Below are 23,230 nucleotides of genomic sequence, written 5' to 3'. Positions count from 1 at the left end.
TAATTCAAATATTTGGGTTTAAATATTAAATTTGATTAAACAAACTAAAATTGAAAATACTACAACCATTATTATATTTCAGCATATTTAATCATCCTTTAAAAAAGGAGGAGGTATTTTCTTTTTCTTCAATTAAAGATTTAAAACAACTTGATGAAGATTTAAATGTAGCACTCAATAAAAACATTATTTGTAAAACAAAAGACTACTATCACTATCATCAACACGAGAATACAATACAAAAAAGAGAAGAAGGCAACATTAAAGCTGAACTAGCACTTAAAAAAGCTAAAAAAAGAGCCAAATTTATATACAAATATTTCCCCTTTGTTGAAGGTGTTGCAATTTCTGGATCTTTATCTAAAGGGTATTTTGATTCAAAAAGTGATGCTGATTTTTTTATAATTACTAGTCCAAACAAATTATGGACATGCAAAATGATTTTCATCCTTTTTAAAAAATTTTTTTTGCTAAATTCTAAAAAATTTTTCTGTATTAATTATTTGATAAGCTCAGACAATTTAGAAATACCTGAAAAAAATAGATTTACTGCAACAGAAATATCCACTTTACTACCTATTCATGGTCAGGTTTTTAATGATTTTTTCAACCAAAACAATTGGTATAAAAACTATCTACCTAACAAATCTATAAATCGAGAAATTGAAGAAACGCCAACAAAAAACAAAATAATTACTATTATTGAAAAATCGAATATTAGTTTTTTTGGAAATTGGATTGAAAATATATGTTTCAGAATTATCTTTTTTGTTTGGAAAATAAAATACAGTCATAAAATGTCTGATGAAGATTTTGCTATTGCTTTCAAGTCATCCAAAAAAGTATCTAAGCACCATCCATCTAATTTTCAAAAAAAAGTGATTGATTCTCTGAATAACAAATACAAAGAAGTTAAAGAAAAATATCTAATGGAATTCCCAGAGGAACATGTCTAGAATTTTATTTTCCCACTCATATTATTATCAATTAGATCCAAAACAATGGAAGAACAAAACACCTTTTCCTCCATTAGGGACTTTGTATGCAGCAGCTTTATTGCGAAAAAATGGTTACGATGTGGATTTGTTTGATACCAATTTAAGAGACAATCCCTATGAGATTCTATCTGTTTTGGAAAATCAGAAACCTAAATATTTGGTTATTTACGACGACGGATTTAATTACCTAACCAAAATGTGCTTAACTAACATGAGAAAGGCATGTTTTGAGATGATTAAAATCGGGAAAAACAATAATTGCATCGTCATTATCAACAGTTCTGATTCCACTGATCATTTCGAAAAATATTTAGATACTGGTGCTGATTATGTAATTCAAGGAGAAGGAGAAATAACATTACTAGAATTAATAGATTCAATAGAAAAAAGAGAGTCAGTTGATGAAATTGAGGGCATAGTTTTTAAAAAAAACGAAGAAATTCAAAAAAATAAATCTAGAGTTGTACTTCAAGACTTAGACGAATTACCTTTACCAGTATGGGACTTAGTTGATATTAATAAATACAGAGCTATTTGGAAAGAAAGCGGTCAAGAATTCACCTTAAACATTGCAACAACAAGAGGTTGCCCTTACAAATGCAATTGGTGTGCTAAACCAATTTATGGGAATAGATATAACGCTCACTCACCAGAGTATATCGTTAATCAAATAAAGCATTTAAAAAATCTATATAAAGTAGAAAGATTTTGGATGTGTGATGATATTTTTGGTTTAAAACCCAATTGGGTCCAAGATTTCAATACCCTTCTTAAAAAAGAAGAATTAAACATTAAATACTTTATTCAAAGCAGAGTCGATTTACTCTTAAAAGAAGACACCATAGATTGTCTCTCAGAATCTGGTCTTGAAGAAGTTTGGGTAGGTGCCGAAAGCGCTTCGCAAAAAATTCTCGACGCAATGGATAAAGGAACAACTGTAGAACAAATTTATAAGGCTACACAATTATTAAAAGATAAAAAGATTAAAGTCGCTTTTTTTCTTCAGTTTGGTTATCTAAATGAAACTCAAGAGGACATTCAAAAAACCATAGCGATGGTTAAAGAATTATGTCCTGACAATATTGGAATTTCGGTTTCTTATCCTTTGCCTGGAACAAAATTTTATGAAAAAGTAAAAGATGATTTAAAATTAAAAGCAAACTGGACAGATTCTGATGATTTTGAAATAATGTTTCAAGGCACATACAACTCCAACTATTACAGAAAACTTCAACGTTATGTGCATAAAGAATTTAGAAAAACACAAGGTATAAAAGCTTTAAAAGAAATCATCATAAAACCTCAACTTATAAATATTAAAAAAACCAAAGCAATATCAAAACTACTTTATTACATACCTAGTTTATTCATTGATAACATAATATTAAATCGACTAAAAAATGAAAGCTAGTTTTGATGATGAGGCAAAAAAATACGACTATAATTTTACCGAAAGTTTAATTGGTAAAGCGCAACGTAATATGGTTCATTATCATATTAAAAAACACTTAACAAAAACGCTCAATATACTGGAGATAAACTGTGGAACTGGTGTTGATGCCATCTGGCTTGCTGAACAAAAGCATAACATTATTGCAACAGATATTTCTGAAAAAATGATTTTAGAAGCATCATGCAAAACCGAACTTAAAAATCTAACATTTTTACAACTTGATTTATTAAAAGTTCACGATAAATTTAAGGGAGATAATTTTGATTTTATGTTTTCAAATTTTGGCGGACTTAATTGCTTGACAAAATCTGATCTCAAAAATTTTTTCCAAAATATTCCTTCTATTTTACATTCAAAATCAAAGATAGCTTTGGTTATAATGCCAAAAAATACAATTTGGGAACAAGTTTATTTCATTCTTAAACAAAGAACTCAAGAAGCCTTCAGACGCAAAAAAGAATCAGTCATTGTTAATGTTTCAAATGAATTGATTACAACCTATTATTACAATCCAAAAGATATTGTAAATTTATCAAAAAGCAATTTTACGTGTATTGAATGCAAACCTATTGGTTTTTTTGTCCCTCCGTCCTATTTGGAACCTTTTGTAAAAAGACATCAAATTGTTTTTAGAATACTAAGAAAATTGGATGTAGTAATTAAGAGCTTTTCATTCCTGTCAAAATATGCTGATCACTATTTAATAGTATTGGAAAAAAAATGAGTATACTTTTCACACATGCTTATTATTTGTCTGATGATCCAAAGGAACAAAAGATAATGAAACCTTATCCTCCATTAGGGTTACTCTATGTTTCTGGCTACTTGAAAAGTAAGAATATCGATAATGATGTATTCGACAGCACATTTTCCAATCAAAAAACACAACTAGATTTTATTTTAGAAAAAAGGCCAAAAGTAATTTGCATATACACCAATTTGATGACTAAAATTGAAGTTATTAAATTGATGAATATTCTAAAATCTGAAAAATATAATTACCCGAAAATAATCCTTGGTGGTCCTGATGTAACTTATAATATTGAAAATTATTTAAAAGCTGGAGCAGATTATTTAGTCATTGGAGAAGGTGAAGAAACAACTTTCGAGTTATATCAAGCTATCATCAATCAAACCAATTTAAAAGGTGTAGATGGAATTGCATACTTAGAAAACGAACAAATAATTCAAACAAATCCTCGAACAAAAATCAAAGACTTGTCCGAACTTCCTTTACCTAATAGAGAAGCTATTCAAATGCAACGCTATTTAGACACTTGGAAAAACAATCACGGACAAAGTTCTATGACTATTTCTACACAAAGAGGTTGCCCTTATACTTGCAAATGGTGTAGCACAGCCGTTTATGGTCAAAGTTACAGAAGAAGACCTGCAAATTTGGTCGCAGCCGAAATGAAAATGTTAAAACAAAACTACAATACTGATGCGATTTGGTTTGTAGATGACGTTTTTACCGTAAGTCATAAATGGTTACAAGAATTCAAAGACGAGGTCTTAAGACAAGATGCTCTAGTCCCTTTTGAATGTATCACACGTGCCGAAAGACTAAATGATGAAATTTTGGGTTTATTAAAGGAGATTGGCTGTTTTAGAATTTGGATAGGTGCCGAAAGTGGTTCGCAAAAAATTATCGATTTAATGGACCGACGTGTAGATGTAGATTTAGTTAAAGAGATGATTCAAAAAACTAATAGTATTGGAATTGAAACTGGAACTTTTATTATGCTGGGTTATCCAGGTGAAACCAAAGAGGACATTAATCAAACTATTAAATACCTTAAAGAAGCAAATCCAACTCATTATACCATAACAGTAGCTTATCCAATTAAAGGAACTAGTTTATATAATGAAATAGAGAATAAAATTACAAATCAACTAGATTGGGCAACCTCTACAGACAGAGAAATAGATTTCAAAAGAACTTATTCTCGTAAATTTTATAATTATGCTGTGAGTAAAGTGGTAAATGAAGTTGAAAGTTTTAGAAAAAAAGGGCTAGATTCTATTAAACATAAAACTAAGGCACTTTTTGCTAATGGAATAATGATGATAACTAAACACATTTAATTAAGACAATCGCTGTTTATTATAAAAAATATCAAAAAGTCTTTTCTCTATTGAATATTTAAAAAAACTTTTCTCACATCTTAATCTAGCAATATGCTGAATAGGCTTAAAAACAAAGTGTTGCTTAGAGAACCCAAGTTTTAAATAAAATTTAAAATTTTCAAAAAAATCATATTTCTCATTGCTTACCCAAGGACCAGAAGAACCTATATAATCGAAATTTGACCATTCATGAATGGTATTAGGCAATTGATATCCGTTTTTTACAATTTCTTCTGTTATAGTAGAACCTGGATAAGGTTTAAAATAAAATATTGGTGTTGAAAATCCTGAATCCATTCTATTCAAATCTTTAACCATATTTATTGTAGCATCAATACTTTCTTTGGTTTCATTGGGAAACCCTACAATGAATGGAAATATAACAGAAACTTCATATTTCTTACATCGTTCAGCACATAATAAAACCTGCTCCATCTTTATATCTTTTTTCAGCCAATCCATCATTTCTTGAGATCCACTTTCTACTCCAATCAACAATCTTCTTAAACCAGATTGAACACAAACTCTAAAATCTTCCTCAGTTAACCTAGAACCTTGATCGGCTCTCATGGTTGCTGCCCATGAAAATTTTAAATTTCTATCTATGATTTGCTTTGCAATTTCAACAACCCTATCTCGATAGGTAAAATAGGTTTCATCTTGTAAATTTAAGTCTGTGAATTTATATTTTTTGTAAAGTGATTCCAATTTATCAACCATTACTTCTGGGGATATTGCAGTCCATTTTCGTTCATATACAAAAGGATCAGCACAAAATGTACATCTAAAGTAACATCCAGTTGAAGAAATATAATCTAATTGTCTTCTCCCTTTTTTTACAAAATATTTCTCAATATCAATTAAATCATAATTTATATCAGCAAAATTGTCCATTTGAGCAATTACTCTTGCTGGATTTTTAATCACTTTTCCTTCATCATTTCTATAACAAATTCCTTTAATATCGAAGAACTCTTCATTATTGTCTATAGCATCTACTAGCTCTTTGAATGTAACTTCTCCTTGACCTTGAACAGTGATATCGATTGAATTTTCATCTTCAAGTGTTTGTGTTGGAAATAATGACGTATGCCAACCTCCCCAGATTACGGGTAGGTTAGATTTTCTTTTTTTTACTTCATTAGTAATATACAATGCGTCTTTGATGGGATTTCCAGTAAGCACCGTAACTGCAAAACAAATTGCATTATCTAAATATTTATTTATTTTATCTAAAGGATTTTCATCAATTCTAGCATCTACAATCACAACATCATATTTAGAATTATCTAAAGCTGAGCCAATAGCTAAAAGTGCTAGAGGCATATCAAAAAAGACTGCTTTTGGGTTGTATAATAAAACTGTTTTTTTCAAAAAAAGAGTATCTTTATTATTTCAAAAATAATTAATGTTTAAACAAAAAACACTTTTAATTGTATTGAATTTCATATCGATATTAATTATTTTAATACTAATACGATTTATTTTCAAATTTGATGGCTTATATGGACAAGATTCATATGAGTATTTAAGGTATACTATTGCTCTAAAAAATTATTACCAAACATGCATAAACCCTGGTGATTATTTTTGGCCTTTGTACTACCCTATATTAGGATCTTTATTAAGTTTTTTTGTAAAATCTGATGTGGCATTACAGCTTATTAGTATTACATCGTTAATTATCACTTCACTTTATATATCCAAAACAATTGTACTTTTAAATGAAAACAAAAAACATATACCTTTCTATGTGTTTGCTTTTTTTTGTCTATCTCCAATAGTTTTTAAAATAGGAGTTTCAAGTATGTCTGATATGTTATCGACATTATTTATTATTCTATTTTTTTATAATGGACTTGTATATAGTAAGAAAAATAAAGTCAGCAATCTATATTACGCTCTAATTTTTGGAATAAGTGCAATAATGACTCGGTATGCAGCTTTTGTAGTCATTTCCCCTTTTGGATTGTATTTAATATATCTTTTCATCAAAAGGAAAGAAAATCTAAAACATGTATTTGTTTTTATTTTTATTGTATGTTTATTGTTTCTACCCCACTTAATAATTCGTCAAAACAACTCAACCGAATTCTTAAACCATAATTGGCTTAAAGATTGGTCAGTTACTAATTTTTATAAAAATTCTTTTACAACTGCAGATGGAACAAGCTATAATTTATTACCAAATATTTTGTATGCTTTTTCGTCTGTATACCATCCTCTATATTTCTTATTTGGAGTAGCCTTTATCCCTTTTTTCATAAAAGCGAACAAATTTTCCATTGAAGTTAAAATTCTAATTTTATCAGTTAGTGCCTACAGCTTTTTTTTAGCAGGAATCCCTTTCCAAAACAATCGATTTTTATTGCTCTCTTTTCCACTGATCATAATCATTTTATTCTCAGGATTTAATTTTGTTTTTGATAAATTCAGCAACATCTCCGTTCAAAAAGTGGCCATGTTTATTGTTATAACAATTCAACTTATATTATGCTATTTTAGTTTGAAGCCTATTTTAGAAAGGAATCATTTGGAGAGAGAAATTGCTTATAAACTAGAAAACTATCAAAATAAAACTTTATATAGTTTTGATTTAGATATAGCTTTACAAGGTAGAGGTTTAAATTTTGATTATAAAAATTTATGGATAGAAGAATATAGAACTTTCCCAAATGATGCGTTTATTTTGTTTCACCCAACTAAGTTTGAAAAACAATGGAAAGATAAAAATCCAATAATAAATTGGAATAATTTAATAAATAATTACAATTTAAAGGTTGTCCATAATTTACCAGAAGGTTGGGTTTTATATAAAATTATTAGCAAAAAACAATCAATATGATTTTGCTTAAAATTAAATACAGACTTCTATTATTTCTTAAATTATTTATTTTCCAAATTGGATTGGGTAAATATTTATTAAGAAACCGTTATAGAGAAAGAATAATTGTATTTCACGGTATTGATAAAACTGGAGAAACAAAATACAACAGTCGTTTCGTTTCAGAGAAATATTTTACTCAATTTATAGATTTTATTTCTAAAAATTACAACATAATATCACTACAGGATTTTTATGACAAAAAATTTAAACCAAACACTTTAAATATAGCAATAACTTTTGATGACGGTTATGCTAATAATTTCAAATATGCAATTCCTATTCTAGAAAAGTACTCAATCCCAGCAACTTTTTTTATTACTACTATTCAGGATAATAATACTAATTTTTTATGGCCCGATTTTTTAGATTTAGTTTCATTTTATAGTAATCAAAATAGCATTATTTTTGAAAATCAACATTATTCTAAAAACCATAAAGGTGAATTTATTTATAATGGAATTTCACTAAAAAACAGATGCAAAAAACTATCTTGGAAGGAAATCCAACCATTATTAAATATTTTTAAAGATGAATGGAAAATCATTCAGCAACAACCCTTAAATGACTATTGGGAACTAATGAATTATAATCAAATAAAAGAAGTAGCAAAAAAACCGCTTTTCAAAATTGGTTCACATGGTTATACACACGCAAATTTGAATAGTATTACTTTTGAAGAAGCTACACTTGAAGTTTTAAAAGGAAAAAAAGTATTGGAATCTATTTGTGAAAAACCAATTTTAGATTTTGCATTTCCTTTTGGCTCTTACAATTCTGAATTAATAAACTATTCAGAAAAAATTGGCTTCAAAAGGATTCTTTTGGTTGATTATAATACTGAAAACGAAAAGAACAATCCGCTTTTAAGAAATCGATTCGTAATCAATCCTCATATAAATTTCAAGATGCAATTAGTGTATTTGTTGAAAGGAAAATATTTGTAGTATGGAGAACTTAAATTTTACATATAAAAGACTTAGTGAAGAGAGTTTAAAAGATCTTCAATATTTATTTTTGAATGTTTTTAATAAAAAAAAAACAATTCACTATCTAAAAAACAAATACAATACTTCTTATTTAGGAATTAAAAACATATGCTTTTTAGCATATCACAACAATAAACCAGTAGCTTTTTATGGTGCCATTCCCCAGAAATTTACTTCTAGTTCTTCAACAATTTTTGCAGCACATGCTTGCGATTCGTTTACCTTAAAAGAATATCAAAACAAAGGATTACATTATAATTTAGCTTTAAAATCATATGAACTTATGCGTGCCGAAGGAATTAAAATGGTGTATGCATATCACAGTGAAAATACATATCACAGTACAAAAAAACTTGATTGGTTAGAACACAAAAAAATGCAACGTTTCCATTTTAAAACAGTTGCGTTTCCAATAGCAAAAATAGCTAAGAAGACATACTTTAATAGTTTGTATCAAAAGATATGCGAAAATTATTTGAGAAGATTTGAATCATTAAACCCTAGAGCAGATTACTCTAACAAATTCAAACAAAACTACAATAGAGATTTTATTGTTTATAAAAATAGTTTTAATCATCATTTTTTTATTGAATTACATGATTGTAATTTTTGGATTAAAATTGATTCCATTTTACACGTAGGACACTTTTCATCTAAGTCTGATCAAAATTTTAAATTGGCTTTAAAAAAATTAAAAAAAATAGCGGCTTTTTTAGGTATTAATGAAATTTTATTTCAAGTTGTAATAGATTCACGAGAATATGAAATACTTTCAAAAATCAAAACTACAAAACCTTCATGGCTAATTGGCTATCTTCCTTTAGAACCTATAAACATAGAAGATTTTGAATTTAATTATGCTGACTTAGACACATTTTAATTTGGAAAGTAAAGTTAAACATATTGTCTTATTAACGCCTGGTTTTGCTCAGAACGAACAAGACACAACAACTATTCCTGCACTTCAAGAATATATTTTTGCCTTAAAAAATGAAGAACCTCAATTAAAAATTACAATTATTGCTTTTCAATTTCCTTTCAACAATAAAAGTTACAATTGGCATAATTGTATTATAATTCCGTTAAATGGTAGAAACTCAAAACTTAAAAAGATTTTTGTTTGGCAAAAAGCTTATTCAACTTTAAAAAAAATTCACCAAGAATGTCCTATTGATATTCTACATAGTTTTTGGATTGGTGAATGCTCATTAATTGGTCAATATTTCACAACAAAGAAAAACATCAACTCTATAGTTACAGCCATGGGACTAGATGTTTTCAAAAATAAATATGCTCTTTTTTTAAACAAGAATGCTACTAAAATAGTTACACTTTCAAAAAATCATCATGATGAATTATTTAAAAACTACAACATAGAATCTAAAATTATTCCTTGGGGAATAACAAAAAAACGTTTTTTAAATTCAACAATAAAAACCATTGATATAATTGGTGTTGGTTCATTAATCACATTAAAAAACTATGAGCTTTTTATTGATGTTATTTTTGAAATAAATAAAAGTACTTCTTTAAAAGTTATATTGATAGGAGATGGTATTGAAAAAGAGAAATTACAAGAGAAAATAAAAAGACTAAACCTTGAAAACACCATTACACTAACTGGATTATTATCGTATCAAAAAACATTAGAGTATCTTTCTAAAGCAAAAGTACTTTTGCATACTAGTAATTACGAAAGTTTTGGAATGATTTTTCCAGAAGCCTTAGAGAGTAAAACCTTTATAGTTTCTAAAAATGTAGGTTGTGCTTTTTCTATGAAAAACTGGCTAATTACTGAAACCAAAGAAGAAATAATTTTGGCTTGCAAAAAAGCATTAACAATGCATTTTTCTGAAAAACACATAAATCCATATGTTGTTGAAAAAACTGTAGAGAACTATTTAAAACTATACAATGAATAGAATTTTACAGCTTCTCTATAGTATTTTAAAATTGGTTTCATTACCTCTTTTCAATTTCTTACTTCTTTTTTCAGGAGTAAAGTTTTATGGAAAAGAAAATTGGGGAACATTTATTTCAATTTCTATCTGGATTTATTTTCTTGCCTTTATTGCGAAATGGTCGGGACAAAATTATTTAATAAAAGAATTAAGTAAAAACACATCTAATTATCTGTCGATATTTTATTCCAATTTGATCGAACGAAGTACGTTATTACTTCCAAGTTTAACTTTTTTTGCTTTTTTTTCAAAGGCTATTTCGCTTTATTCAATTATATTGTTAATTCTAATTTTCATCTATAACAGCTTTGAAATATTAGTAGTTTATAAGCAAAAACTAGAATTACAATTTACATCTGAAATAATTGGAATCACTATCATTTTATCAGGTTTTTATTTAATTCCAAATTTCGAATTACCTTCAATTTTGTTACTATTTTGCTTTAGTTTTTTAATTAAAAATCTAATATTATTTTTCTGCATTAAACCAAATCTTAAGAATGTTTCATTAAATTTTTCAATTAAAAATCTAATAAAGACCTTTCCATTTTTTTTAATTGGTTTTAGTGGATGGTTAGCCTCAAAATGTGATATTTATTTAGTTAATTATTTTTTCACAAAAAAAGAATTATCCGAATATCAAATTTTAATGAATTGCTTTATTATTCTTCAATCCATTCCTGCTTATTTAGTTTTACCCATTAACAAACATTTATTTCGTTTACCAGAAAATTCCATTTCAAAAATAAAATCAAAAATTTTACTTTTTACAATTCCAATAACAAGCATAGCAACTATTATAATTTGGATTTTTTTAAAAAAATCACTTCAAATCGAATTCTCCAAACTCATTTATTTATTTGCAGCTTTATCAACCATACCAACTTTTCTTTACACAATTGATATTTTACAATTTTATCGAAAAGAAAAAGAAAAATTTGTAATGCTTTATAGCTTCATTAGTATCATTTTAAATTTTGCTATTGCCTTAATTCTCATTCCATACTTAAGAATTTTAGGTATAGTAATTTCTGTATGTATATCACAATGGTTATATTTGTTTTTAATATTAAGAGAAAATAAAAATGAGAAACATTATTAATTTTTTATTAATTTTAATACCATACCTGTTTCTTTCTTGTTCTGAAGAAGATGATAATAAAATTGATAATTCAATTTCTTCTTTTCATATTTCAACTGGTGAAATTTATCCCGCATTCGATTCTTCCGTTAAAGATTATCGCATAACATCTTTAAACACTTTAAATTTAATTGACATTATTATTGATAATTTCGATTCTAAAAAAGTAATTTATATCAATGATCAAAAAGTAATTACAAAAACAACTAGTATAAAATTAAATCCTGGCGACGATATAGTTATTAAATCATATAATGAAAATGCTGAAGCTTTAATTTATACTGTTCATTACATGCCCGAAGACATGCCTAATATAAATGTAATTACTAAAAATAATCCATCAGATGGATATATTTTAATTAACCAATTTCACTTATCAAATAACAATCCTAATTTAACAAATTATATTGCCATTTTAAACAATGATGGGTTTCCAGTTTATTACAAAAAAAACAACAATCAAATTATTAATTTCAAGTATTTTGAAACGAATACAAACCAAAAAAGATTTTCATATAACGACAATACCTTAGGCAAAGTCGTTATTATGAATGAAAAATTTGAAGAAATTAATGAACTTGAATTATTACCTCAGAACAATCATAGTTACATAAGAACAGACAATCATGATTTTATTTATTTAAATGACAATCATTACATTCTACCTGCTTATGTCTATCGTCCTGGTGTTGATATGGCTTCTTATGGCGGATCGAGTGCTGTTGAATTAGTTGATTTTGTTTTCCAAGAAATTCTAAATGGGCAAGTTGTATTCGAATGGAATTCGGCAGATTTTCCAGAATTTTTACAACATACTGATCCTATTTATTACCAACAATTTGCAACCAATTCAAGAGTGGATTATTTACATTTTAATTCGATTAACATTGATCCAATAGATAATAATTTTATCGTTTCAGGAAGACATATCAATCAAGTTTTTAAAATCAATAGAAACAACGTACAAATTATGTGGCGCTTTGGCGGAAGTAATAGCGATTTCAACTTAACAGGAAACAATATTATTTCGCATCCACATCATGCTACGATTTTAAGCAATGGTAATTTATTACTTTTTGACAATGGTGTTACTAAAAATCCACAACAATCTAGAATTGTAGAATTTGACATTGACGATACAAATCATACAGCAACTATTGTAAATGAATATTCCGAAACAGGAAGATATTTCGACATTATGGGATCAGCTCAAAAATTAAACAACGGTAATTATTTTATTGGTTGGGGAGGAAATACTACATCCCAAATAAATGCTAATAAATCAGATATTACAGAAATTACTTCCAATGGAAATATTGTGTTAGATTTGAGTTTTAGAAACAACCCAAATAGTTTCAGATATTCATATAGAGCTTTAAAGTATAATATTAGTTTTTAATGATAGACAATTTTCTAAAAAAAATTAACCAAAAAGTTTTACCTAAAAACTATTTTTTCTCACCAGAATGGATTGTCTTAGGTGTAAACAATGTGTGCAATTTACATTGTAAAATGTGTGATGTAGGCACAAAAACTTTAGAAACTAATTTTGCTCAAAACCTAATAGGAACACAACCTTTAAATATGCCATTAGATTTGATAAAGAAAATCATAGATCAAATGGCACTATATTATCCAAAATCGAAGTTAGGTTACGCATTTACAGAACCATTAGTGTATCCCTATCTACATGAATCTTTAGAATATGCTAAAAGTAAAAACATAAAAACATCTATAACTACAAACGCATTAACTTTAAAACAAAATGCTTCAAAATTAGTTACAGGTGGATTGTCAGACTTATTCATTTCATTAGATGGACCAGAAAAAATTCATAATCTTATTAGAGGACATGCAAAATCTTTTCAAAAGGCAGTTGAAGGAATTGAAGAAATTTTAAAAATAAATCCAAAACAATCCATATCCGTTTTTTGTGTAATTACAGAATGGAATATTGGTTACTTGAAAGAATTTGCAACATATTTTAAAGGTTTCCCACTAAAACAGATTGGGTTTATGCACACCAATTTTACAACACAATCTGTTGCTGATACTCACAATTTAATCTGGAGAACTAAATACAAAGCAACAGCATCAAATGTTGAAGAAATTAATATTGACAATTATAATTTAGATTTGCTTTGGAATGAAATCAATGAAATAAAAAAGGAAAAATTCAATTTCCAAATAAGTTTCTCACCTGAAATTGACAGTAAAACCAAACTAGATGAGTTTTATTTAAAATCAGAGAAAAAAATAGGTAAAGTTTGTAATGATGTTTTCTCAAATATCATGATAAAATCAGATGGAAGTGTAATTCCCTCTCATGGTAGATGCTATAATTTAAATTTAGGAAATTTAAATACTGAAACTCTAAAACAAATTTGGAATTCAAATGTTTTAAATAATTTTAGAGATGACTTGATTAACAATGGAGGTCAATTACCAGCATGCAGTAGATGTTGTAGTGCATTTTAGAAATGAAAAGAAAAATCATCATATTCAACCCACGTAGTGCTAACGGCAAACATCGAATTCCTAATTCTATACTGCAAGTTGGCGCCTCAATACATGGAAGATATGAATATGTTTTTGTGGATGGAAATTTGGAAATAAATCCTTGGGGAAAAATTGAAAGTTATTTAAAAACTGGAGAGTTTAAATACTTTGGTTCCACGGTTATGCCGGGTCCTCAATTGCGTCAAGCGATTCCGTTCACTAAAAAAATAAAAGAACAATTTCCAGAAGTAACAACAATTTGGGGTGGTTATTTTGCATCCAATCAATATAAAGTTTGCTTACATTCTGGCTATGTCGATTATGTAATTAACGGGCCAGGCGACAATACATTTCCTGAACTTTTAAAAGCATTAGAATTCAACGATTTAGAACAATTGCCTTCAATAAAGAATCTTATTTTTAAAGACAAAGAAGGCAAAATCATTAAAAATTGTGTAGAAGCATTACTCGATCAAGACACTTTACCAAAATTTCCATACGACTATTTAAATACTTTTTATCCTGTTAGAAATTATTTAGCAAAAACATTTATGGGAAACAAAACCTTGTCCTATCATTCTAGCATGGGTTGTCCTTTTTCATGTTCATTTTGTGCAGTAGTACCAATTTATAATGCGAAATGGAAAGGTATGTCAGCTACTCGTATTTATGAAGATGTGAAGTATTTCAAGGAAAAATATAAAATTGACGCCATTGAATTTCACGATAATAATTTTTTTACCTCCAAAAAACGCGTCTTAGAATTTTCAGAACTCATTTTAAATGATAACATAAGTTATTGGGGCGAAGGTAGAATTGACACCATAAACATGTATTCAGACGATGACTTAAAACTGATGCGCAAAGCTGGCTGTAAAATGATATTTTTAGGTGCTGAAACGGGTAACGATGCTGTTTTAAAACAAATGAATAAAGGCGGAACACAAACCGGACAAATGATTAAAGATTTTGTCTTGCGGATGAAGAAGGTCGACATCATTCCAGAGTTATCTTTCGTATTAGGAATGCCTGCTCCAACGGAAAAGGAAGTTTACGACCAAATCTTGTGGGATATTAATTTCATAAAAGAAATTAAATCCATCAATCCTAAATCTGAAATAATAATATATTTATTTAGTCCTGTTCCCACTGAAGGATCAGAATTATACCAACAAATACTTGATGCTGGCTTTCATTTTCCCGAACAATTAGAAGATTGGATTTCGCCAAGTTGGGAAAATTTCGATTTACGTAAAAACCCATTAACACCATGGTTAAAACCTTATATGATTGACACAATCAAAAATTTCGAAACCGTTTTAAATGGATATTATCCCACCGCTTCTGATTTCAGAATTCGAGGATATAAAAAGAAAGTTTTACAAACCATATCTGGTATACGATACAAAACAAATTTCTATCATTTCCCTTACGAAATAAAAGCATTACATAAAATATGGAAATACCGTCAACCAGAAATTGAAGGTTTTTATTCTGAATAATGAGAAATATAATTAAAAAAATAACTCATCCTTTTTTAAAACTTGGTTCAAACTTATATTATTCAAAACCAAGAAATTATTGCTATGAAAATATTTGTGTAAAAGTACATCCTGATGTTTTTCCTCCACATTTAACATTTAGCACAAAGATCTTACTTGATTTTATCTCCACAATAAATTTGAGTAATAAAAAACTACTTGAACTTGGTTGTGGCTGTGGTATAATTTCCATTTATGCTTATAAAAGAGGTGCAATAGTAACAGCTACAGATATAAATTTGAAAGCATTAGAATTTTTAAATAAAAATTGTATTCAAAACAATGCCTCTGTAAATATTTACTATTCTGACTTATTCGAAAAAATTGAAGATATTAATTTTGATTTCATCATTATTAATCCACCATATTACCCAAAAAATCCTAAAAGTATAAAAGAACAAGCGTGGTTTTGTGGGCAAAATTTTGAATATTTTGAATCATTATTTAATCAGATTAAAGAAAAAAGCATTAAGTCTAAAATCTACATGATTTTATCCGAAGATTGCAAAATTGAAAACATATTGCAAATAGCAAAAAAAAATGAAGTTGAATTTAATCTCATTAAAGAAATAAAAATTTACAGAGAAACAAATTTTATATTTGAAAATTAAACCGGTTTCTTCACAGAATCTCTATAACGCAACTCTGTTTTTATCACAGTCGTTTTGTAGACATTTTTCTCTGCTTTCTTTTCAATACGGTCTATTAAAAGTTTAGCAGCCTCGGCTCCAATTTGTGGTCCGTGCTGGCTTATTGTAGCTAAACTTGGTGTTAATCGTCTTGACCAAGCCCCATCGGCAAAACCTACAATTTGTAATTCATCCGGGATTTTTATTCCTTTCTTAACAGCTAACTTCATCGCTAAAGTAGAGGCGTGTTCATCCAAAGCAAAAATTCCATCAAAAGAAACATTATCAATTAAATGAGTTAATCTTTCATCATATTCTTCAACAGTATCCGTCATAATTACCAATTCATCTGCTACTGCAATATTATTTTCTTTTAATGTATCATAATAACCATTGGCTCTCAATTGAGAAACACTCAAACTAGCATCACAAGATAAAAGCGCAATACGTTTACAGCCTGTATTTATTAAATGTTGTGTTGCATGCACTGCGGAGTCATAATCATCAACTATAACTTTATCACATTCTACATTATCTGAAGTTCTATCAAACATCACGATAGGAATACCATCTTTAATAGCTTCTTTAAAGTGTGACATTTCGTTTTGCATTTGTGTTTCTTCTGCAATAGATAAAATAAAACCATCTACAGTACCGTTGCTCAACATATGCATAGCTTGTTTCTCCTTTTCCATTGACTCATTAGATATATAAGTAATAACATTATAACCTTTGTCATTAGCATATTTTTCTATACCACTAAACACCTTTGCAAAGAAAGGATTCAAAATATTAGGTATAATAACACCAATAGTATTAGTACGTTGTCTCTTTAAATTTTGAGCCATACTATTAGGTTTGTAATTTCTAAGCTTCGCAAACTCTTTAATTTTATCCCGAGTAGCAATACTAATCTCAGGACTATCGCTTAGCGCTTTTGAAACAGTGGATACTGAAACACCTAAATCTGCAGCAATTTGCTTTAATGTGGCTTTTGGCTTCATCTATTACATTATATATAGCGTAAAAATACTAAAATAAAATTTCTTTTGGTTGGATAAATTCGATTGTCATTATTAAATGAATTATAGTTTAAAAAGAAACATTTACCTCAATCCTTGTAACCAATTGAAAGGCAATAAAAAAAGAAAATTTAAAATGCTATTTGCTTTATAAATAAATAATTGTACTTTTGCACTCCCTTAATTGGGAATGGAATGTTTAATTAAAAAGTAATTATTGTGAACACATTAAGCTACAAGACAATTTCGGCAAACAAAGCTACTGTAAACAAACAGTGGATTGTTGTTGATGCTGAAGGTCATAACTTAGGTCGTCTTGCTACAAAAGTTGCGATGCTTTTAAGAGGTAAGTACAAGCCAAGTTATACACCGCACGTGGACTGTGGAGATAACGTAATCATTATCAACGCAGAAAAAATCAATCTAACTGGAAACAAATTGGCAGACAAAACTTACGTTCGCCACACAGGTTACCCAGGAGGACAAAGATTTTTAACAGCTAAAGTAATGCAACAAAAAAACCCTGCATTATTAGTAGAAAAAGCTGTAAAAGGAATGCTACCTAAAAACAAATTAGGTGCTGAGTTATTCCGTAATTTAAATGTAAATGTAGGTCCAGAGCACAAACATGCTGCTCAACAACCTAAAACCGTTAATCTAAACGATCTTAAGTAATGGGAGTTATTCACAAAATCGGTAGAAGAAAATGTGCCGTGGCACGTGTTTATGTATCAGAAGGTACAGGAAACATCACTGTAAACAAAAGAGCATTTAATGCTTATTTCCCTACTGCAACTTTACAGTACAAAGTTATGCAACCTCTTGCAATGACTGAAAACGCTTCAAACTATGATGTTAAAATCAATGTTTATGGTGGTGGTACTACAGGTCAAGCAGAAGCTGTTCGTATGGCTATTGCTCGCGCTATGTGCGAAGTTGGAGAAGGAAACAGAGCAATCTTAAAACCAGAAGGATTATTAACGAGAGACCCTAGAATGGTTGAACGTAAAAAATTCGGTCAGAAGAAAGCTCGTAAGAGATTCCAATTCTCTAAACGTTAATATTTATTATTATTTATTAAAACTAAGTTATTGTTGCTTTTCCGTACTGAGGTCGGAGATTAGTTTAGCATCTAAATGGTTAAGACCTGATTATAAATCGCTACTTATCCATTGCTAATTCAACAGAACGTAAACTATTACAAAATGGCAAATAAAGTAGAAGTTAAAGAATTACTAGAAGCAGGTGTTCATTTTGGACACATGACTAGAAAATGGGACCCAAACATGGCTCCTTACATCTATATGGAGCGTAATGGTATCCACATTATCAATCTATATAAAACTGCAGCTAAAATTGAAGAAGCTAACGAAGCTTTGAAAAAAATCGCTGCATCTGGTAGAAAAGTATTATTCGTTGCTACCAAAAAACAAGCTAAAGACATCGTTGCTGAAAAAGCAGCGGCTGCAAACATGCCATACATCACTGAAAGATGGCCAGGTGGTATGTTAACAAACTTCGTTACAATTCGTAAAGCTGTTAAAAAAATGGCTTCTATCGACAGAATGAAGAAAGACGGTACATTTGACACTCTTTCTAAAAAAGAGAAATTACAAATTGAGCGTCTACGTGCAAAATTAGAGAAGAACTTAGGTTCTATCGCTGATATGTCTAGATTACCAGCTGCATTATTCGTAGTTGATATCAAAGCTGAACACATCGCAGTAAAAGAAGCTCAAAAATTAAACATTCCAGTTTTTGCAATGGTTGATACAAACTCTGACCCACGTCAAGTTGACTATGTAATCCCTGCAAACGATGATGCTTCAAAATCAATTGACAAAGTATTATCATTAGTTACTGCTGCTATCACTGAAGGTTTATCTAACAGAACTTCAGACAAAGAAGTAGAAGCTACTGAAGAAGCAAAAGTTGAAACTACAACTGCAGCTTCAGAAGAATAAATAAAATAGATTCCAATCTCAATTCCAAGTTCCAACGAATTATCAAATTTGATGATTTCTTAAAATTGGAACTTGGAATTTGAAGATTGGAATTTTTTACTTTTAAAAAAACTTAAAAATTTAAAACACTATGGCAACAATTACTGCTGCAGACGTAAATAAATTAAGACAAACTACAGGTGCCGGAATGATGGACTGTAAAAAAGCTTTAGTTGAAGCTGAAGGAGATTTCGATAAAGCTATCCAAATCCTTAGAGAAAAAGGACAAAAAGTGGCTGCTAACCGTTCTGACCGCGAGTCTTCTGAAGGAGCTGCTGTTTCTTTTATCAATGCAGACAACACTAAAGGAGCTATCATCACTTTAAACTGTGAGACTGACTTCGTAGGTAAAAATGAAGCTTTCGTAGCTTTAGCAAAAGATTTAGTTGAAAGAGCTATTAACTTTTCTTCTAAAGAAGAATTTTTAGCTTCAGATTTTAACGGAATCACTGTTGCTGAAAAATTAATCGAACAAACTGGTGTTATCGGTGAAAAAATCGAAATCGGTGGTTTTGAAATCTTAGAAGGTGCTTTCGTTGGATCTTATGTTCACGTGAACAAAATTGCTGCTTTAACTGCAATTTCTGCTCCAATTGCTAATGCTGATGTTTTAACTAAAGACATCTCTATGCAAGTTGCTTCAATGGGAGCTGACACTTTATCTTACAAAGATTTTGATCCTGCTTTCGTTGCTTCTGAACTTGCTGCACGTATTGCTGTAATTGAAAAAGAAAATGAAGAAGCACAACGTTTAGGAAAAACATTGAAAAATGTTCCTAAATATATTTCTTATTCTCAATTAACTGAAGAAGTATTAAAACAAGCTGAAGAAGATGCTAAAGCCGAATTAAAAGCTGAAGGTAAACCAGAGCAAATTTGGGATAAAATTATTCCTGGAAAAATCCAACGTTTCATTTCTGACAATACTACTTTAGATCAAGAAAAAGCTTTATTAGATCAAAACTTCATCAAAGATGATAGTAAAAAAGTTAGTGATTACGTTAAAGGATTCAATGTTGAAATCACAGGTTTCAAAAGAGTTACTTTAGGTTAATCTACAAATTACAATAAATAAAAAGAGACTTCAATTGAAGTCTCTTTTTTGTTTTATAAACTATTCTTTAAATCCTCTAGCTTTCATCAAAGCATCTGATTTTGGATCTTTTCCTCTAAAAGCGCGATAGCCTTCTGCTTGATCTATTGTATTTCCAACACTAAACACATGATCATATAATTTCTTAGCTACGTTTTTATCATAAAAGCCACCTTTAGCTTCTAAAAAAGCTTCTGTAGCATCAGCTGAAATAACATCTGCCCACAAATAACTATAATATCCAGCTGCATAACCATCACTAGAAAAAATATGCCCAAATTGCGGAATACGGTGACGTAAAACTATTTCTTTAGGCATTTTATATTCTTCCGAAAAATCTTTTTCAAACTTTGTTGGATCGATTGTTTTAGATCCTGCTAAATGTAATTTCATATCTACTAATGAACTCGAAATCGTTTCTACGGTAGCAAACCCTTCATTAAAAGTAGCCGCCTTCTCTATCTTCTCAACTAAACTTTGTGGAATTGGTTGATTTGTTTTATAATGCAATGCAAACTTATTCAACACCTCTGGAGTAGACAACCAACGCTCTAAAACTTGAGAAGGAAACTCCACATAATCTCTAGCTACAGCTGTACCTGAAAGTGACGGATACGTAACATTTGAACACAATCCGTGTAATGCATGTCCAAATTCATGAAATAAAGTATTAGCATCATCCCATGAAATCAACACAGGCTCTCCCTCTACTCCTTTTATAAAATTAGAGTTATTAGATACTATTGTCAATACATTTCCATCAATTTTATGCTGGTTACGATAGGCATTCATCCAAGCTCCAGAACGCTTTCCTTTGCGTGCATAAGGATCAAAATACCACAATCCTACTTTTTGACCAGTTGCTTTATAGGTTACTTCCCAAACTTTAACATCAGGATTAAAAACCGGAATATTGGCAACTGGTTTAAATTCTAACCCGAACAATTGCCCAGCTACCCAAAACATACCTTCACGTAGTTTATCCAACTGCAAATATTCTTTAATTTCATTTTGATCTAAATCGTATTTAGATTTACGTACTTTTTCTGCATAATAACGATAATCCCAAGGTTCTATTTTAAATTTACCTCCCTCAGCATCAACAATTTTTTGCATTTCTGCAACATCTTTTTGTACCTGAACTATAGCTGGCTTCCAAACAGATTCCATTAACTTCATAGTATTTTCTGGAGTTTTAGCCATCCTATCGGTTAAATTCCAATGTGCAAAAGTTGGGAATCCCATTATCTTTGCTTTTTCAGCACGTAATTTAAGAATCTCTGTTAAAATCTTTTTAGTATCATGTGCATCATTGTTATCTCCACGTTTTACAAACATTTCAAATACTTTTTCACGTAACTCGCGATTAGGTGAAAACGTTAGAAACGGATCCACAAAAGAACGTGTATTACCAATGCATCCCAAAACAGTCAAATTTCGTTCTTTAGCTTCCGCTTTTGCCGCTCTAACAATTCCATCTGGTAATCCAGCAAAATCGGATTCTTTAGTTAATGCAACATATTGGTCGTTTTCATCTGCCAACAAATTATCACTAAACTGAGTGAATAAAACCGATAATCGAGCGTTTATTTCTTTTACTTTTTGTTTGTCTGAAGCCGATAATTGAGCACCTTGCTTAACAAAGTTTTTATAATATACCCAAACTAAACGTTGCTGTTCTGGCGTAAGTTTTTTCATTTCAGCCGATTTATAAATTGTTTCTACACGACGAAATAATTTTTCATTTTGATAATACTGACTGCTCAAATCAGCCAAAACAGGTTCCATTTCTGATTGTACTTTATTGAATTCTGGAGAAGTAATGTTCGACCCATAAATGCCATACACTACTGAAATACGTTTCAATTTATCGCCCACTTTTTCTAAAGCCACGATTGTGTTTTCAAAAGTTGGTTTTGCTGCATTATTTGCAATAGCATCTAACCCTTGAATTCGCTCTTGAATTGCTACATCAAAAGCCGGTTTAAAATCAGAAACCTGGTAAGTATCAAAAGCAGGAACACCTCCATAAATACCAGTCCATTCTTTCAAAAGAGGATTCGTTTGAGCATTTGCCATTGTTAAAATTGATCCCATTATAATAATTCCAATTGTTTTTTTCATTGTTAGGAAATTAGTTTGATTCAAATTTACTAAAATTGTAAGATATTTACTTTTGAATAAAATTTTATGTTTAAAACCAAGAAAGATATAGTATTCATAATTCTAGCCGGAATATTTATAACTAACGCTATAGTTGCAGAATTAATTGGCGGAAAACTAATCCAAATTGGACCTTTTTTAATGAGCATTGGCATTTTACCTTGGCCAGTTGTTTTCCTCACCACTGATTTAATAAACGAACATTTTGGAAAAGATGGTGTAAAAAAATTATCATTCATCACAGCTGGACTCATTGCTTATTGCATCATATTGTTATTTATTGGAACAAAAATTCCTGCATTTGAAACCGGACAAACCGTAAACGATTCTCAATTTTTTGCAGTCTTCGGCCAAGGTCTATTCATAATGGTAGCCAGTATCATTGCCTTTTTGGTTTCTCAATTAGTTGATGCATCTGTATTCTGGATTCTCAGAAACAAAACAGGAAAAAAAATGATTTGGCTACGAAGCACTGGATCAACAGTTATTTCGCAATTAATAGACAGCTTTATCGTTTCTGGTATTGCCTTTTGGTTAACTGGAAAAATTTCAACAAAAGACTACATCAATATGTCTCTTTCAGGATATTCTTTTAAACTAATTATAGCCATTGTATTAACACCTTTAATTTATCTTGGCCATTATTTGATAGAAAAATACTTGCATTCAGAAGAAAAAACAACCTAAAAACAGTATTTCTAAAATCACAGATAATATCTATATT

21 protein-coding genes are annotated in these 23,230 nt (G+C 29.4%); 18 read left to right on the top strand and 3 right to left on the bottom strand.

Annotated features, from left to right (window positions below):
• Positions 1-50: 50 nt before the first annotated feature.
• Genes BUC09_RS03540 through BUC09_RS03525 form a run of 4 tightly spaced genes read left to right on the top strand, consistent with a single transcriptional unit; the run spans position 51 to position 4,539 of the window.
• Positions 51-956, top strand: a complete 906-nt coding sequence (locus BUC09_RS03540) for a hypothetical protein (protein ID WP_073308741.1) — start codon at positions 51-53, stop codon at positions 954-956.
• A complete protein-coding gene (locus tag BUC09_RS03535; protein WP_073308739.1) occupies positions 949-2,409 on the top strand; it encodes a B12-binding domain-containing radical SAM protein in 1,461 nt (486 codons plus the stop codon). The genes BUC09_RS03540 and BUC09_RS03535 overlap by 8 nt, the downstream gene beginning before the upstream one ends.
• Entirely contained in the window at positions 2,399-3,175 is a 777-nt protein-coding gene (locus tag BUC09_RS03530; RefSeq protein WP_073308736.1) for a class I SAM-dependent methyltransferase, read from the top strand. Before BUC09_RS03535 ends, BUC09_RS03530 begins: the two co-directional genes overlap by 11 nt.
• Positions 3,172-4,539, top strand: a complete 1,368-nt coding sequence (locus BUC09_RS03525; protein ID WP_073308734.1) for a B12-binding domain-containing radical SAM protein — start codon at positions 3,172-3,174, stop codon at positions 4,537-4,539. Before BUC09_RS03530 ends, BUC09_RS03525 begins: the two co-directional genes overlap by 4 nt.
• On the opposite strand, the gene BUC09_RS03520 is transcribed toward BUC09_RS03525, so the two are convergent.
• Positions 4,540-5,955: a B12-binding domain-containing radical SAM protein gene (locus tag BUC09_RS03520; RefSeq protein ID WP_234972513.1), complete on the bottom strand. Its 1,416-nt coding sequence runs from the start codon at positions 5,953-5,955 to the stop codon at positions 4,540-4,542.
• Positions 5,956-5,989: 34 nt separating this feature from the next.
• On the opposite strand from BUC09_RS03520, the gene BUC09_RS03515 reads away from it, so the two are divergent.
• The 9 genes from BUC09_RS03515 to BUC09_RS03475 are packed head-to-tail and all read left to right on the top strand — an operon-like array spanning position 5,990 to position 16,207.
• Positions 5,990-7,426, top strand: coding sequence for a glycosyltransferase family protein (locus BUC09_RS03515; RefSeq protein WP_073308732.1), 1,437 nt, complete (start codon positions 5,990-5,992; stop codon positions 7,424-7,426).
• A complete protein-coding gene (locus BUC09_RS03510) occupies positions 7,423-8,412 on the top strand; it encodes a polysaccharide deacetylase family protein (RefSeq protein ID WP_073308730.1) in 990 nt (329 codons plus the stop codon). Before BUC09_RS03515 ends, BUC09_RS03510 begins: the two co-directional genes overlap by 4 nt.
• Before the next feature lies 1 nt (position 8,413).
• A complete protein-coding gene (locus tag BUC09_RS03505) occupies positions 8,414-9,334 on the top strand; it encodes a GNAT family N-acetyltransferase (RefSeq protein WP_073308728.1) in 921 nt (306 codons plus the stop codon).
• A 1-nt stretch (position 9,335) separates the two neighbouring features.
• Positions 9,336-10,376: a glycosyltransferase gene (locus BUC09_RS03500; RefSeq protein WP_073308727.1), complete on the top strand. Its 1,041-nt coding sequence runs from the start codon at positions 9,336-9,338 to the stop codon at positions 10,374-10,376.
• The gene (locus BUC09_RS03495) at positions 10,369-11,517 is read left to right on the top strand and encodes a lipopolysaccharide biosynthesis protein (RefSeq protein WP_073308725.1); all 1,149 of its coding nucleotides are present in this window, start codon (positions 10,369-10,371) and stop codon (positions 11,515-11,517) included. The genes BUC09_RS03500 and BUC09_RS03495 overlap by 8 nt, the downstream gene beginning before the upstream one ends.
• Positions 11,501-12,955 carry an aryl-sulfate sulfotransferase gene (locus BUC09_RS03490; RefSeq protein WP_073308723.1) on the top strand — a complete coding sequence of 485 codons (1,455 nt, stop codon included), beginning with the start codon at positions 11,501-11,503 and terminating at the stop codon, positions 12,953-12,955. The genes BUC09_RS03495 and BUC09_RS03490 overlap by 17 nt, the downstream gene beginning before the upstream one ends.
• A complete protein-coding gene (locus tag BUC09_RS03485) occupies positions 12,955-14,034 on the top strand; it encodes a radical SAM protein (protein ID WP_073308721.1) in 1,080 nt (359 codons plus the stop codon). The genes BUC09_RS03490 and BUC09_RS03485 overlap by 1 nt, the downstream gene beginning before the upstream one ends.
• Before the next feature lie 2 nt (positions 14,035-14,036).
• Positions 14,037-15,557, top strand: a complete 1,521-nt coding sequence (locus tag BUC09_RS03480; protein ID WP_073308719.1) for a B12-binding domain-containing radical SAM protein — start codon at positions 14,037-14,039, stop codon at positions 15,555-15,557.
• Entirely contained in the window at positions 15,557-16,207 is a 651-nt protein-coding gene (locus tag BUC09_RS03475) for a methyltransferase (protein WP_073308717.1), read from the top strand. Before BUC09_RS03480 ends, BUC09_RS03475 begins: the two co-directional genes overlap by 1 nt.
• On the opposite strand, the gene BUC09_RS03470 is transcribed toward BUC09_RS03475, so the two are convergent.
• Positions 16,204-17,229, bottom strand: coding sequence for a LacI family DNA-binding transcriptional regulator (locus BUC09_RS03470; RefSeq protein ID WP_073308715.1), 1,026 nt, complete (start codon positions 17,227-17,229; stop codon positions 16,204-16,206). The genes BUC09_RS03475 and BUC09_RS03470 overlap by 4 nt on opposite strands.
• A 237-nt stretch (positions 17,230-17,466) precedes the next feature.
• Between BUC09_RS03470 and rplM the strand changes: the two genes are divergently transcribed.
• The 4 genes from rplM to tsf all read left to right on the top strand — a co-directional run bounded on the left by rplM (position 17,467) and on the right by tsf (position 20,304).
• A complete protein-coding gene (gene rplM / locus BUC09_RS03465) occupies positions 17,467-17,922 on the top strand; it encodes a 50S ribosomal protein L13 (protein ID WP_073308713.1) in 456 nt (151 codons plus the stop codon).
• Entirely contained in the window at positions 17,922-18,308 is a 387-nt protein-coding gene (rpsI, locus tag BUC09_RS03460) for a 30S ribosomal protein S9 (protein WP_073308711.1), read from the top strand. The genes rplM and rpsI overlap by 1 nt, the downstream gene beginning before the upstream one ends.
• 144 nt (positions 18,309-18,452) lie before the next feature.
• Entirely contained in the window at positions 18,453-19,211 is a 759-nt protein-coding gene (gene rpsB, locus BUC09_RS03455) for a 30S ribosomal protein S2 (protein WP_073308709.1), read from the top strand.
• Positions 19,212-19,341: 130 nt separating this feature from the next.
• Positions 19,342-20,304 carry a translation elongation factor Ts gene (gene tsf / locus BUC09_RS03450; protein WP_073308707.1) on the top strand — a complete coding sequence of 321 codons (963 nt, stop codon included), beginning with the start codon at positions 19,342-19,344 and terminating at the stop codon, positions 20,302-20,304.
• Positions 20,305-20,364: 60 nt separating this feature from the next.
• Here tsf and BUC09_RS03445 read toward each other — a convergent pair whose 3' ends face one another.
• Complete coding sequence (locus BUC09_RS03445; RefSeq protein ID WP_073308705.1) at positions 20,365-22,467, bottom strand: M3 family metallopeptidase; 2,103 nt, start codon at positions 22,465-22,467, stop codon at positions 20,365-20,367.
• A gap of 66 nt (positions 22,468-22,533) precedes the next feature.
• Here BUC09_RS03445 and BUC09_RS03440 point away from each other — a divergent pair, with 66 nt between their 5' ends.
• Positions 22,534-23,193 (top strand): queuosine precursor transporter, encoded by a 660-nt coding sequence (locus tag BUC09_RS03440; protein ID WP_073308703.1) that lies wholly within the window; start codon positions 22,534-22,536, stop codon positions 23,191-23,193.
• Positions 23,194-23,230 lie beyond the last annotated feature (37 nt).

Source organism: Flavobacterium terrae (assembly GCF_900142035.1).
Taxonomy (GTDB): domain Bacteria; phylum Bacteroidota; class Bacteroidia; order Flavobacteriales; family Flavobacteriaceae; genus Flavobacterium; species Flavobacterium terrae.
Note: the sequence above shows the minus strand (reverse complement) of the source record. Positions and strands in the feature narration are given on the sequence as shown.

Excerpts from the sequence above, each read along its gene's own strand:
- BUC09_RS03440 (WP_073308703.1), top strand. The coding sequence starts at position 22,534 with ATGTTTAAAACCAAGAAAGATATAGTATTCATAATTCTAGCCGGAATA.
- BUC09_RS03505 (WP_073308728.1), top strand. The coding sequence starts at position 8,414 with ATGGAGAACTTAAATTTTACATATAAAAGACTTAGTGAAGAGAGTTTA.
- BUC09_RS03510 (WP_073308730.1), top strand. The coding sequence starts at position 7,423 with ATGATTTTGCTTAAAATTAAATACAGACTTCTATTATTTCTTAAATTA.
- BUC09_RS03480 (WP_073308719.1), top strand. The coding sequence starts at position 14,037 with ATGAAAAGAAAAATCATCATATTCAACCCACGTAGTGCTAACGGCAAA.
- BUC09_RS03490 (WP_073308723.1), top strand. The coding sequence starts at position 11,501 with ATGAGAAACATTATTAATTTTTTATTAATTTTAATACCATACCTGTTT.
- tsf (WP_073308707.1), top strand. The coding sequence starts at position 19,342 with ATGGCAACAATTACTGCTGCAGACGTAAATAAATTAAGACAAACTACA.
- rpsI (WP_073308711.1), top strand. The coding sequence starts at position 17,922 with ATGGGAGTTATTCACAAAATCGGTAGAAGAAAATGTGCCGTGGCACGT.
- BUC09_RS03485 (WP_073308721.1), top strand. The coding sequence starts at position 12,955 with ATGATAGACAATTTTCTAAAAAAAATTAACCAAAAAGTTTTACCTAAA.
- BUC09_RS03475 (WP_073308717.1), top strand. The coding sequence starts at position 15,557 with ATGAGAAATATAATTAAAAAAATAACTCATCCTTTTTTAAAACTTGGT.
- BUC09_RS03445 (WP_073308705.1), bottom strand. The coding sequence starts at position 22,467 with ATGAAAAAAACAATTGGAATTATTATAATGGGATCAATTTTAACAATG.
- BUC09_RS03525 (WP_073308734.1), top strand. The coding sequence starts at position 3,172 with ATGAGTATACTTTTCACACATGCTTATTATTTGTCTGATGATCCAAAG.
- BUC09_RS03495 (WP_073308725.1), top strand. The coding sequence starts at position 10,369 with ATGAATAGAATTTTACAGCTTCTCTATAGTATTTTAAAATTGGTTTCA.
- BUC09_RS03535 (WP_073308739.1), top strand. The coding sequence starts at position 949 with ATGTCTAGAATTTTATTTTCCCACTCATATTATTATCAATTAGATCCA.
- BUC09_RS03470 (WP_073308715.1), bottom strand. The coding sequence starts at position 17,229 with ATGAAGCCAAAAGCCACATTAAAGCAAATTGCTGCAGATTTAGGTGTT.
- rpsB (WP_073308709.1), top strand. The coding sequence starts at position 18,453 with ATGGCAAATAAAGTAGAAGTTAAAGAATTACTAGAAGCAGGTGTTCAT.
- BUC09_RS03530 (WP_073308736.1), top strand. The coding sequence starts at position 2,399 with ATGAAAGCTAGTTTTGATGATGAGGCAAAAAAATACGACTATAATTTT.
- BUC09_RS03515 (WP_073308732.1), top strand. The coding sequence starts at position 5,990 with ATGTTTAAACAAAAAACACTTTTAATTGTATTGAATTTCATATCGATA.